The following is a 13,170-nucleotide window of genomic DNA, read 5'->3' on the forward strand; positions in this document are numbered from 1 at the left end:
TGCCCGCGCCGCTTTCCGGACCCGTGGCGGGACGGGCGGGAGCCGGTCCCGCCACGCTGGACGGCACCGCGTTCCGGCGCCCGCCGCTGTGCGGCCGGCGCAGTCCCGGGGGCGCCGGCCGGTCCCTGGCTACTCCTGGGGATGCGGCTCGTCCCGGGCTGCTTCCGGGGACGCCGCCGGCGCCGGGACTGCCGCCGAGGGCGCGGCCGGTCCCGAGGGCGCTGCCGGTGCCGGGACTGGTCCCGGGGCGGGGACCTGCGGCTGCGCCATGGCCCTGGCCGTGTTCGAGACCGCCTTGATGCCCAGGTAGGCAGTGGTCGTGCCGCTCACCGCGGTGAAGGCGGCGGTCAGCACGCCGACGCTCACCGCGTCGTCGCCGTGGAGCTGCCAGACCCCGAAGACCGCGACGCCGACGATCGCGAGATTGCTGATGACGACCGCGAGAAGCCCGTACCGCGCCCGGTCCTTCTCCAGTTCGGTGTCCTGAACCACTCTGGCCTCGTCCCGGCTCATGTCATCCCCGCCCCGAAGGAACCCGCTCGATCAGCCAGAAGGTAGCGCCGACCGGACGCGGTGCCAAGCCACACGCTCCTCACCGATCGCACCCGTCGGCGTGACGGAGAAACCGGTGATGACGGGCTGCTTCCGGCGCCGCAGCGTGCCGGCCTTCTGCTGGACGGTGGTCTCGCCCGAGGAGTCCCCCTAAGGTTCCGCGAACGACGAAAACCCCCTCCGGGCGACCCGGAGAGGGTTTTCGTTCTGGTGGCTGGGGCCGGGGTCGAACCGGCGACCTATCGCTTTTCAGGCGATCGCTCGTACCAACTGAGCTACCCAGCCACGAGGTTTCCGGAGAAACCTCAGCGGTCCTGACGGGATTTGAACCCGCGGCCTCCACCTTGACAGGGTGGCGAGCACTCCAAACTGCTCCACAGGACCATGCTCTTGTGTGCGACGCGTGAATAGTGTCGCACACGGTGTTGCGTGCCCCCAACGGGATTCGAACCCGTGCTACCGCCTTGAAAGGGCGGCGTCCTAGGCCGCTAGACGATGAGGGCTATCGGCCCGCCTGGGCGCTTCTCAGCGCGTCGGGGACGTCATGAGCATATGGGATGGCGGGGGGTATCGCCAAAACGGTTTACGGGGTGGTCCCGGAGGGGCTCGGGGAGGGGCTCGGCGACAGGGGCGCGCCGGGCTGGTTCTCCTTCGGGAGATGCCGGCTGACCTCGGCCGTCGTCTGGCCGAGACCGCCCAGTTCGATCTCGTCCCAGGCCTGCAGCCGACGGGTGTCGCGGTCGAGGTAGAGGACCGAGGCCTCGATCGGGTCCGGGTACTGGCCCTCGACCGCGCGCAGTCCGCTGCCGCCCGTCGAACCCTCGATACGCAGCCGTGTGCCGTCTTTCATGACCTCCATCCCCTCGTGGTGCAGATGACCGGCCAGCACCATCGGCACCTGGCCGTCCGTCCCGCGGGCGGCCGACGGCTCGTGGGCGATGGCGATGTCCACCGGGGTGCCCGCGGCACGCTGGTCGCGCAGGGCCGAGGCCAGCCGGGCGCCCGCGAGGTACTCCCGCGCGTCGCCGCCCGGCGCGACCGAGCGGTCCGGGGTGAACTGGGGGTCGCCGATGCCGGCGAAGCGCAGACCCGCGATCGTGACCGCCCGGCCGTCGTCGAGGACGTGCACGTTCTTCATGTGTTCCAGGTAGCGCTGTGTCTCGCGCGAGTCGTGGTTTCCGCGGACCCAGACGTACGGGGCGCCCAGGTTGGGGATCGGGTCCAGGAAGCCGTTCTCGGCCGTCGAGCCGTGGTCCATCGTGTCGCCGGAGTCGACGATCACATCGATGGCGTACTGCTTCACGAGCGAGGCGATGATCTTCCAGCTCGCCGGGTTCAGATGGATGTCGGAGACGTGCAGAACCCGGATCGTGGTCGGGTCGGGCTCGTAGGCGGGGAGGGTGGAGGTGACGTCGTACAGCTTCGTCACGTTCGTCACCAGACGCGCCAACTCCTTCTGGTAGACGTCGAATTCACTGACGATGCTGCGGGCGTCGCCGACCAGGGAGGGCGCGGAGGCGAGGAGCCCGGAGTACTTCGGCTCCAGGACGGACTCGGGGTTCCAGGTGGCGTAGGCGGTCCCTCCCGAGGCGGCCAGCAGGGCGAGGGCGAGGCCGCCCGCGGCGAGGGCCCGGCGCGGCCGGCGGTAGACCGCGAGGCCGAGGGCGGCGGCGCCGCCGACCACCGCTGTGCAGGAGCGGACGGCCAGGTCGAGGGTGCCGTGCTCGACGTCCCGCACGATCTCGTCCTGGAGTCCGGCGAGCCGCTCCGGGTGGTCGACGAGGGCCTGGGAGCGCTCCGGGTCGAGCCGGTCCACGTCCACGTCGAGGCGCAGCGGGGCCTCGTGGCTGCGCAGTTCCAGTGCGCCGAGCGGGGAAATGTTGATCTTCGTGCCGCCGATGAAGGAGGGGCGCAGGGTCATGGTGGTGTTCATGGGGCCGACCGGGACGCGGACGTCGCCCACCACCAGCAGTCCCAGCCAGGCGCCGAGCAGCACGACGCAGAGAAGTCCGAATGCCCGGCCGTACGGGTTCGGCCGGGCGGCGAGTTCCAGCACCGGGCCCTTGCGGTGGCCGTGGCGGCGGGTGAGCGCGTGCGGCGCCCGGCGGGCGCGGTCGGTCATACGGCGGACGGTGGCGGTTGCGGCAACGAGGACGCGGGCCATTGGTCCCGTATGCCCAAGGGCCGGGGCGGGTATGCGGGAGTTCCGCCCCTCTTGCCGGGCTCCGCGAGGGGAGGCGGGCCCGCGCCCGGCCGCGGGCCCGTCCGTGCTCCGGTCAGCCCCAGCCCAGTTCGTGCAGCCGCTCGTCGTCGATGCCGAAGTGGTGGGCGATCTCGTGGATCACGGTGACGGCGACCTCGTGGACCACGGCGTCCGAGGTCTCGCACCTGCGCAGGGTGGGGCCCATGTAGATCGAGATGCGGTCCGGGAGCACCCCCGCGTACCACTCGCCCCGGTCGGTGAGCGGGGTGCCCTCGTAGAGGCCCAGCAGTTCGGGGTCGTCCGCCGGCGGCTCGTCCTCGACGAACACGGCGACGTTGTCCATGACCCGGGTCAGCTCGGGCGGGATCCGGTCGAGCGCCTGGCTCACGAGCTCTTCGAAGGTTTCGCGCGTCATCTCCAGCACAAGGCCATTGTCGGGGACGGCACGCCACCGGCGGCGTACGACGGAGGCCCGGAAGGGCCGGATCCGGTGGAGGGAGAAACCGGTCGCCTGCCCCACATGGGGTGTCTCATAGTATTTTCGGAGTGTTCTTTCGAATTGCCCCTGATCGACCGGCGATAGTGCGGGCATGACACGCACCTCATCCCCGACGCGTCCGAGGGCGCGTGCGCGCGCCCGGGGGGCCCTCCTCTGCGCCGCGCTCCTCGCCGTCACGGTCCAGACCACCGCCGCCGCACCGGCGTTCGCCGGGGGGCCCGGACGTCATGACCGGGGCGACTGTGTGAGGACCGCGAGGCCTCTCGGCGGCGAGGCCCGTGAGGTTCTCGGGATCACCCGCAAGGCCAAGGCCGAACTCCATCTGAAGTCAGTGGAGTTGAAGGTCACCAGCCATGGGCGCGAGGTCCTCACCGACGCGCTCGGCGAGTCCATGACCGGTGTCCCGGCGCAGCCGGACATGCACTTCCGTGCCGGTTCCGTGGCCTTCTCCTACGTCGGCACGGCCCTCCTCCAGCTCGTCCAGGAGGGGAAGATCCGCCTCGACGACACCGTGGAGCGCTGGCTGCCCACTCTGCCCAAGGCGAACCGGATCACCCTGCGGATGCTGGCCACCAACACCACCGGGCTGCACGACTACGTCACCGACCCGGCCTTCCTGGCCGAGCTGGAGGCCCACCCGTTCCGCCAGTGGACCCCGAAGCAGCTGCTCGCGTACCCCTACAGCCACCCGTTCTGGTACGAGCCGGGCACCAACTGGAGCTATTCGCACGCCAATTACGTGCTGCTGATCCAGGCGCTCGAGAAGATCACCGGCACCCGGATCGACAGGTTCCTGAGGGAGCGGGTCACGGGTCCGCTGGGTCTCGACAACACCCGGAACAACTTCACCCCCGACATCCCGCGTCCGGTCCTGCACGCCTTCACGTCCGAGCGCGGCCTCTACGAGGAGTCCACGTTCTGGAACCCGTCGTGGACCACCGCGCCCGGCGCGGTCATCACCACGCACGTCTGTGACCTGGCCCGTTCGGCAGCGGCCATCGGCAGTGGTGAGCTCCTCTCGCACCGCTCCTACCGGACCCTGATCAACCCCGGGACGGTCGGCCTCGGGCACGCGACCGCCACCTGTCCGGCCACGGTCTGTCTGGAGCAGACCGAGGCCAAGCACTTCGGGCTCGGGGTCATCGTGATCAACGGATGGGTCCTGCAGAACCCGTCGTTCTCGGGCTACGCGGCGATCCAGGCGTATCTCCCGTCCGACCGTCTGGCCATCGCGGTCAACGCCACCAAGACCAAGGACACGCCCGACGGCAACATGGCCGAAGTGGTCGCCCAGCGCATCGCGGCCGCGCTCGCCCCCGAGGCCCCGCTGGCGATCGGCTGACCCGAGGCGCCTCCCGGATCGCACTCGCCGCGCGGGACCAACGCGCTTCCCCCGCGCCTCCCCGGGCCCGGTTGGGCCCGGGGACGCGTGTCTTCTTGCGGGCGGCGGGAGTTGGGCAGGGAGAACTCCCGTTTCTCCCCACGCTCCCGGCTCCTCCAGAGCGGGGGACACCCCGTTCGGAGGTGGCCGCCCGTGCGCGCCTTGTACGTACCCGTCCGTCTGGTCGCCACGGTGATGACCGTGGCCGCCGCAGCCGGTTGCATGAGCGTCGGCGACGACGCGGGGCGCCCGGGGCCCTCGCACTCGGCGGGGCAACGGGCCGGCGAGGCGCCCGTCGGCGGGACCGCCGTGGGCGGCGGCGGAGCCGGGTCGTACGGAGGGAGGAGCGGAAAGGGCGGCAAGGGCGGAAAGGGCGGCAAGGCCTCGGCGAAGCCGGGGGAGTCCGCGTCCGCCGGCGCCTCGGCGTCGGCGTCCCCGGGCGCGAAACCGTCCGCGAAGGCGACGGAGAAGGACGGGGGGCCGTCCACGGACTCCGTGCCGCCGGGCGGCGAACCGACTCCCACGCGTACGACGGCGGACCCGACCCCCGAGCCCCCGCCCGTCTCGTCGCCGCCGCCGCCCGACCCCGGTCCGGCGGAGCCGTCGTCGTCGGCGCACGAGCAGCCGGTGACGCAGCTGGTCCAGCGGGAACCGGCCCCCGAGGCGGGCTCGCCCGTGTAGCGGGCGCCGGGGGTCGCCGCCGGGCCCCGTGGACGCGGTCGATGTGGCGGGGTTCACGGGGATCGAGGCCGTGGATGTGGCCCGTTCAACAGCGCGGTCGGCGCGGCCGAGGTAGCTTTGTTGATGCGAGCAGGTGGCTAAGAACGCACCCCCACCTGGTCGTAGGAGGCTCGGTTTGCCTTCATGGGGGAAGGGTGCGTATGGTAGTAGATCGTTTGATCCCATTTGCCCGGCGCCGCCGCAGAGAGCGCCGCGTGGCGCGTACTCTCCCTTGCCGTGGCCGGACCGCATAGAGGCGGTCGTTTGCGACTTCACGGAGTTTGGGCGCGTGCCGAAGAACTCCGGAAGGTTCGCATTTCGCATGTCTGTTTCCAGTACTGATCACGTCGTCGTGCCCGAGAACAACGAGAACAACGACGCGGTCGAGGCCGTAGAGGTCATCGAGACCATCGAGGCTGTCGAGACCATCGAGACCGTCGAGTCCGCCCCCGAGATGACCTTCGAGGACCTCGGTCTCCCCGAGGGCATCGTCCGCAAGCTCGCGCAGAACGGCGTGACCAGCCCCTTCCCGATCCAGGCCGCGACCATCCCGGACGCCCTGGCCGGCAAGGACATCCTCGGCCGTGGCCGCACCGGCTCCGGCAAGACCCTCTCCTTCGGTCTGCCGACCCTGGCGCAGCTCGCCGGCGGCCACACCGAGAAGAAGAAGCCGCGCGCCGTCATCCTCACGCCGACCCGTGAGCTGGCCATGCAGGTAGCCGACGCGCTCCAGCCCTACGGCGACGTCCTCGGCCTGAAGATGAAGGTCGTCTGCGGCGGTACGTCGATGGGCAACCAGATCTACGCCCTGGAGCGCGGCGTCGACGTCCTCGTCGCCACCCCGGGCCGTCTGCGCGACATCATCAGCCGCGGCGCCTGCTCGCTGGAGAACACCCAGATCGCCGTCCTCGACGAGGCCGACCAGATGTCGGACCTGGGCTTCCTGCCCGAGGTCACCGAGCTGCTCGACCAGATCCCGGCCGGCGGTCAGCGCATGCTCTTCTCGGCCACGATGGAGAACGAGATCTCCACGCTGGTCAAGCGCTACCTGACCAACCCGGTCACGCACGAGGTCGACAGCGCCCAGGGCAACGTCACGACCATGTCGCACCACATCCTCATCGTGAAGCCCAAGGACAAGGCGCCGGTCACCGCCGCGATCGCCTCCCGCAAGGGCCGCACGATCATCTTCGTCCGCACCCAGCTGGGCGCCGACCGCATCGCCGAGCAGCTCCGCGACGCCGGTGTGAAGGCCGACGCGCTGCACGGCGGCATGACCCAGGGCGCCCGTACGCGGACGCTGGCCGACTTCAAGGACGGTTACGTCAACGCGCTCGTCGCGACCGACGTCGCCGCCCGCGGTATCCACGTCGACGGCATCGACCTGGTCCTGAACGTGGACCCGGCCGGCGACCACAAGGACTACCTGCACCGCTCCGGCCGTACCGCTCGCGCGGGCCGCTCCGGCACCGTCGTGTCGCTGTCGCTGCCGCACCAGCGCCGCCAGATCTTCCGGCTGATGGAGGACGCGGGCGTCGACGCCGCGCGTCACATCATCAACTCGGGTACGGCCTTCGAGCCCGAGGTCGCCGAGATCACCGGCGCCCGGTCGATGACCGAGGTCCAGGCCCAGTCCGCGGGCGACGCCGCCCAGCAGGCCGAGCGTGAGGTCACCCAGCTCACCAAGGAGCTGGAGCGCGCGCAGCGTCGCGCCGCCGAACTGCGCGGCGAGGCCGACCGTCTGGTCGCCCGTGCCGCCCGTGAGCGCGGCGAGGACCCCGAGGTGGCCGTCGCGGCTGCCGCCGAGGCCGCCGAGCAGGCTGTCGTCGCCGAGGCCCCGGCCGCCGAGTCCGTGGTCGCCGAGGCCCCGGCCGAGCGTCCCGCGTACGAGCCGCGTCAGCGCCGCGACGAGCGGGGCAACTACGAGCGTCGCGACAACGACCGTGGCGGCTTCCGCCGTGACGACAACCGCGGCGGTGGCGGCTTCAACCGCGATGACCGTGGCGGTCGTTCTTTCGAGCGTCGTGACGACAACCGTGGCGGTGGCTTCAACCGCGACAACCGCAGTGGTGGCGGCTTCAACCGCGATGACCGTGGCGGTCGTTCTTTCGAGCGTCGTGACGACAACCGTGGCGGTGGCTTCAACCGCGACAACCGCAGCGGTGGCGGCTTCAACCGTGACGACAACCGTGGCGGTGGCTTCAACCGCGACAACCGCAGCGGTGGCGGCTTCAACCGTGACGACAACCGTGGCGGCCGTCCCGCCGAGCGTCGTGACGACAACCGCGGCGGTGGCGGCTTCAACCGCGATGACCGCGGTGGCCGTTCTTTCGAGCGTCGTGACGACAACCGCAGCGGTGGTGGCTTCAACCGTGACGACCGCGGTGGCCGTTCTTTCGAGCGTCGTGACGACAACCGCAGCGCCGGCGGCCACCGGGGCAGCGACCGTCCCTTCAACCGTGACCGTCAGGGCGACCGTCCCGCGGGCGGCAGCTTCCGCTCCGGCCACGACCGCCCGGCCGCCCGTCGCGACGACCACCGTACGACCGGCACCGGCACCGGCACGGGTTCGTTCCGCCGTGACGAGAAGCCGCGCTGGAAGCGCAACGGCTGACGCCGACTAGCTCAGTGAAGTGATGTGGCCCCCACCCGGTCCGGGTGGGGGCCACATCGTCGTCTCCGGGGGCGAGCCGTGGAAAATGACTTCCCGCTCGCCTTCCAACTCCCGTTAGGATCATGGGACTTGTGTGGAGGATGCGACGACTGGGGGCCAGGTCGACGCCTGGGACGGCAGACGCCCCTCCACTGTTCCGGGAGGGGATCTCTTGCTTCGTCATGCCTTCGTCCGTCCTCCGCGAGCGAGACGTGCCGCTGTCGCCGCGGCCGCTTCCGCGCTGCTCGCGGGTGGCGCGATCCCGCTGCTGCCGACGTCCGCGTCCGCGGTGGGTTCTGCTCAGGAGACGGTGGTTCCGTCCGTTCACCGCTCGTCGTACACGGCGGCGACGCTCGTCAATCCCGACACCACCACGGGCGGCGACGCGGTGGGCGTCCTGGGCGTCTTCCACCGGCTGGAGGGCCACCCGGGAGTGGTGTGGACGCGTTACGCGGACGGCAGGTCCTTCGACGCCCCGTCGACCGCCGACGCCCTGGTCACCCTCGGGACGGGCAGCGATGTCCTCGCGTACCGCTACGACGACGGCCACGTCGACCTGTGGAACGCCGTCGACGGCACGACCACCACGCTCCACGTGCCCGCCGGGCAGACGCTGTACAACGTCTTCGGCACCACGGTCGTCAGCTACCAGAACGTCACGGCCGAGGACGGCACGACCAGCAAGCTCAAGCACCTGCTCACCGCCGGGCCCGACGGGACCACACGCGATGTGCCCGTCGGTGAGGTGCCCTCGGGCATGGTTCTCGGGGGGCCCGTGCGCGGTGACGCGGCGGGGCTGGTGTTCTTCGCCAGGGTGGACGGCGCTGCCACGCTGGTCGACGTCGACCCGGAGACCGGCCGGATCCGGGCCTGGACCGCGGCCCTGCCCACCACCGGATCCACCTACACCAAGCTCTCCCCCCGACACCTCGTCGTGTTCGGCGGCGTCGAGAGCACGAAGGCGTACGTGTACTCCCGCTCCGACCTGTCGGCTGCACCCGTCGAGGTCACGCTCGACAGCACCGGCTCCCGTACCGCTGACGACCTCGCGGTGGTCGGCGACTGGCTCGTCCACCGTCCGGGCAGCGGTGCGAAGGTGACGGCTGTTCCGATGGCGGGCGGGGAGGCGGTGACTCTGTTCGTCGCCTCGAACTCGGGTGTCTCCGCCGCCCCGGACGGCACCGCGGTCGTCATCGGCCGCACCGGCGCCGACGACTGGGGAGTCCAGCGGATCACCGCGGGCGCCGACGGCAGGCCCACGGTCGGGATGGTCAAGGCCCTGCCGAAGCCGCCGTACAAGATCCAGGGGCTGTCCCTGGACCAGGGCCGGCTCCTGGTCGCCGACGAGAGCTCGGGCGGGTACCGGGACGACTACGTGCGGACCGTCGCCGCGACCGGAACGCCCGAGTTCGGTGAGCGCACCTCGTACGACGGGACCGATCTGAAGCTCTACGGCTGCGCGGCGACGGACGTCGGCTGTTCCCAGCTGCACGGCACGGCGGACAACCGGGCCGTCTGGCTGACGAAGGACACGGCGACCTCCGACCGCCTGCGGGTCAACGGGCCCGCACCGTACGGCTTCTGGGAGCGCGCAGTTCCCGCCGGGGGCCAGGTCACCGACGTCTCGGGCAAGTACCTGATCCACACGACCGCCGACAAGCAGTACGTGTACGCGATCGGCAACGACGGCACCCCGGCGCTCACCCGTACTCCGGGAGCCGCCGCGCTCTCCGGCGACGTGCTCTGGACCGCGGGACCGACGTCCGGCACCGTCACCGCGTACGACCTCACCGCGAAGAAGACCACCGAGACCCTCACCACCGACGCGGGCTGCACGCCCACCGAGCTCCAGGCCCTCGGCCGCTGGATCTACTGGACCTGTGACGGCAGGGCCGGTGTCTTCGACCGTACGGCGAAGAAGTCCGTGGCCGTGCCCGCCGACGAGGCGAAGCTCGGCGACGGGTACGTCGTCACGCACGACAAGCGGACCGGGAAGCTGACGCTCACGACGGTCGCGGGCGGCAGCGCCGAGAGCCGGATCATCGGCGATCTGCCCGACACCGGCGTCTCGCAGCGCGACGTGCGCTGGACGGTCGACGAGTCCGGCGCGAACGCCGCCTACGTGGACGGCCAGGAGCGCGTGCACCTCGTACCGTCCGGGGTGGCCCAGCAGCCGCTGCGGCTGCTGGCGCCGGCCCAGAAGGCCTCCTACGTCGAGCCGACCGAGATCGACACGACACCGGACACCCTCGCCACGCTGCTGCTGTCGAAGCCGTCGTCGAACTGGCGGCTGACCGTGCGGAACAAGGCCGGCAAGGTCGTGGACACGCGGGACGGCGGCGCCGCGCGCGGGGAGCTGAGCGTCGGCTGGTCCGGCGTCGACAACACCCTTCCCGGGGACGTGTTCCTGCCGAACGGCTCGTACGACTGGACGCTGTCCGTCACACCGGCGGACGGTGCCGGAAGCCCGCTGGAGGTGGGTGGCACGGTCGCGCTGCGCAAGGGCGCCCCGGCGCGTCACGACCACACCGGCTCCGGAGGGCGTGGCCCGGACGGCATCGGTGACCTGCTCACCCTCAACTCCTCGGGCGGGCTGACCTTCCAGCAGGGCGACGGGAAGGGCGCGTTCGCCGGGAAGGTCACCGGCAACGGCTGGTCGGCCAAGGCGGTCGCGGTGCCGTTCGGCGATCTGAACGGCGACCGCTGCAACGACGTCCTGGTGCGGATGAGCGACGGGTCCCTGCGCGGCTACAAGCCCGCGTGCGGTACGGCGCCGACCCCCTCGACCTCGTACAAGGCGCTCGGCACCGGCTGGAACGCCTACGACGTCCTGACCTCGCCCGGCGACCTGACCGGCGACCGGCGGCCGGATCTGCTCGCGCGGAAGGCCTCGACCGGCGACCTCTACCTGTTCGCCGCGAAGAGCGACGGAACGCTCGCCGCGGGCAAGAGGATCCGTACGGCGTGGACGGGCTACACGAAGATCATCGGTGCCGGGGACCTGAACGGCGACGGGATCGGCGACGTCCTCGCGCGGGACGGGGCGGGGACGCTGTACCGCTACGACGGCACGGGGACGGGCCTGTTGAAGGACCGGGTGAAGGTGTTCTCCGCCTGGGGCGCGTCCTACAACGCGATCGTCGGGACCGGCGACATCACCGGCGACGGGAAGAACGACCTGGTCGTGCGCGACACGTCGGGGAACGTCTACCGCAACGCCGGTACGGGGACGGGCTCGTTCGGTCCGCGGGTGAAGATCGCCGGCGGCTGGCAGAGCTACAAGGGCCTTTTCTAGCCAACTTGCCCTCCCCCGTAGCGCATGTCATGCCCCCGGCGAGGGAATCGCTGGGGGCATGACAAATGACGCCAGAGCGAGTGGGCTGTCGGACGAAGAGCGGCTCGCCCAGCTCGGCTACACACAGGTTCTCGCCCGCCGCATGTCGGCGTTCTCCAACTACGCGGTCTCCTTCACGATCATCTCGGTCCTGTCGGGCTGCCTGACGCTGTATCTGTTCGGCATGAACACCGGCGGTCCCGCCGTGATCACCTGGGGCTGGGTCGCGGTCGGACTGATGACGCTGTTCGTCGGGCTCGCGATGGCCGAGATCTGTTCGGCCTACCCGACCTCCGCCGGACTGTACTTCTGGGCCCACCGGCTCGCCCCGGAGCGCAGCGCGGCCGCCTGGGCGTGGTTCACGGGCTGGTTCAACGTCCTCGGCCAGGTCGCGGTGACCGCGGGCATCGACTTCGGCGCCGCGTCCTTCCTCGGCGCCTATCTGAACCTCCAGTTCGACTTCGTCGTGACGCCGGGCCGCACGGTCCTGCTGTTCGCCGGAATCCTGATCCTGCACGGCCTGCTCAACACCTTCGGCGTGGGGATCGTCGCCCTCCTCAACAGCATCAGCGTGTGGTGGCACGTCATCGGTGTCGCCGTCATCGTCGGCGCGCTGACCTTCGTACCGGACCACCACCAGTCGGCGGACTTCGTGTTCACGAAGTTCGTGAACAACACGGGCTGGGGCAGCGGGGTCTACGTCGTCCTCATCGGGCTCCTCATGGCCCAGTACACGTTCACCGGGTACGACGCCTCCGCCCATATGACGGAGGAGACCCACGACGCCTCCACGGCCGGCCCGAAGGGCATCGTGCGGTCCATCTGGACCTCCTGGATCGCCGGGTTCGTCCTGCTCCTCGGCTTCAACTTCGCCATCCAGTCGTACGACAAGGAACTGGGCTCGACGACGGGCGCGCCCCCGGCGCAGATCCTGCTGGACGCGCTCGGCGCGACGACCGGGAAGCTCCTGCTGCTGGTCGTGATCGGCGCCCAGCTCTTCTGCGGCATGGCGTCGGTGACCGCCAACAGCCGCATGATCTACGCCTTTTCCCGCGACGGCGCGCTGCCGTTCTCGAAGGTGTGGCACACGGTGAACCCGCGCACGCGGACCCCCGTGGCGGCGGTCTGGCTGGCCGCGCTGGGCGCCCTGGTGCTCGGCCTGCCGTACCTGATCAACTACGCGGCCTACGCCGCCGTGACGTCGATCGCCGTGATCGGCCTGTATGTCGCGTACGTCATCCCGACGCTGCTGCGGGTGCGCAAGGGTGACGCCTTCGAGCGCGGGCCCTGGCATCTGGGCCGCTGGTCCCGCCCCGTGGGGGTGATCGCGGTCGCCTGGGTGGCCGCCATCACGATCCTGTTCATGCTGCCCCAGGTCTCCCCGGTCACCTGGGAGACGTTCAACTACGCCCCGATCGCCGTCCTCGCCGTCCTCGGCTTCGCCGCGGCCTGGTGGCTGGCCTCGGCCCGGCACTGGTTCCTCAACCCCGACCACCAGCGCACGATCGCCCGAGAGGCCGCCCGCAAGGGTGCGCCCGAACCGGTAGATCCCTGACCTTGTGCGCTTTTGGCGTGGCCGGGTCCCCGATACCCGATCGGAGTCCCGGCCACGTCCCGCTATGCTCGGGGATGCATCGGCGCGGGCCGGTGCGCCGTACCGGCGTTGTCCGGCACGGGGACCCTTAGCTCAATTGGCAGAGCAGTGGACTTTTAATCCATTGGTTGTGGGTTCGAGTCCCACAGGGTCTACGGAAGAGCCCCCAGCTCAGAGCGAGCCTCGCTTGGGGGTTTCCGTTTTTTTTTGTGTTTCTTGTCTGCCTGCTTTCCC

The 13,170-nt window shown here is 70.6% G+C and carries 8 protein-coding genes and 4 tRNA genes; 6 read left to right on the forward strand and 6 right to left on the reverse strand.

From position 1 onward, the window contains the following. Nucleotides 1–129 precede the first annotated feature (129 nt). The 6 genes from ACZ6KY_RS14220 to ACZ6KY_RS14245 all read right to left on the reverse strand — a co-directional run bounded on the left by ACZ6KY_RS14220 (nt 130) and on the right by ACZ6KY_RS14245 (nt 3,179). Nucleotides 130–513: a hypothetical protein gene (locus ACZ6KY_RS14220; RefSeq protein WP_469310554.1), complete on the reverse strand. Its 384-nt coding sequence runs from the start codon at nt 511–513 to the stop codon at nt 130–132. 247 nt (nt 514–760) lie between these two features. Further along, nucleotides 761–837 (reverse strand) — tRNA-Phe (locus ACZ6KY_RS14225). Nucleotides 838–861: 24 nt separating this feature from the next. Further along, nucleotides 862–936: transfer RNA gene (locus tag ACZ6KY_RS14230), tRNA-Asp, on the reverse strand. Between the two features lie 46 nt (nt 937–982). Continuing rightward, a tRNA-Glu gene (locus tag ACZ6KY_RS14235) sits at nt 983–1,055 on the reverse strand. A gap of 80 nt (nt 1,056–1,135) precedes the next feature. Beyond that, entirely contained in the window at nt 1,136–2,716 is a 1,581-nt protein-coding gene (locus ACZ6KY_RS14240; protein WP_469310555.1) for a metallophosphoesterase family protein, read from the reverse strand. A gap of 112 nt (nt 2,717–2,828) precedes the next feature. Further along, on the reverse strand, nt 2,829–3,179 hold the full coding sequence (locus tag ACZ6KY_RS14245; RefSeq protein ID WP_469310556.1) for a metallopeptidase family protein: 351 nt from the start codon (nt 3,177–3,179) through the stop codon (nt 2,829–2,831). 166 nt (nt 3,180–3,345) lie between these two features. Between ACZ6KY_RS14245 and ACZ6KY_RS14250 the strand changes: the two genes are divergently transcribed. The 6 genes from ACZ6KY_RS14250 (at nt 3,346) to ACZ6KY_RS14275 (ending at nt 13,091) form a co-directional block, all read left to right on the forward strand. Further along, on the forward strand, nt 3,346–4,596 hold the full coding sequence (locus ACZ6KY_RS14250; protein WP_469310557.1) for a serine hydrolase domain-containing protein: 1,251 nt from the start codon (nt 3,346–3,348) through the stop codon (nt 4,594–4,596). 192 nt (nt 4,597–4,788) lie between these two features. Continuing rightward, nucleotides 4,789–5,316 (forward strand): hypothetical protein, encoded by a 528-nt coding sequence (locus ACZ6KY_RS14255; protein ID WP_469310558.1) that lies wholly within the window; start codon nt 4,789–4,791, stop codon nt 5,314–5,316. A 361-nt stretch (nt 5,317–5,677) separates the two neighbouring features. Continuing rightward, nucleotides 5,678–7,969: a DEAD/DEAH box helicase gene (locus ACZ6KY_RS14260; protein ID WP_469310559.1), complete on the forward strand. Its 2,292-nt coding sequence runs from the start codon at nt 5,678–5,680 to the stop codon at nt 7,967–7,969. 211 nt (nt 7,970–8,180) lie between these two features. Further along, complete coding sequence (locus ACZ6KY_RS14265; protein ID WP_469310560.1) at nt 8,181–11,303, forward strand: FG-GAP-like repeat-containing protein; 3,123 nt, start codon at nt 8,181–8,183, stop codon at nt 11,301–11,303. 58 nt (nt 11,304–11,361) lie between these two features. After that, entirely contained in the window at nt 11,362–12,897 is a 1,536-nt protein-coding gene (locus ACZ6KY_RS14270; protein WP_469310561.1) for an amino acid permease, read from the forward strand. Between the two features lie 121 nt (nt 12,898–13,018). Next, nucleotides 13,019–13,091 (forward strand) — tRNA-Lys (locus tag ACZ6KY_RS14275). Nucleotides 13,092–13,170: the final 79 nt, after the last annotated feature.

The organism is Streptomyces sp. NPDC042002, assembly GCF_055588305.1.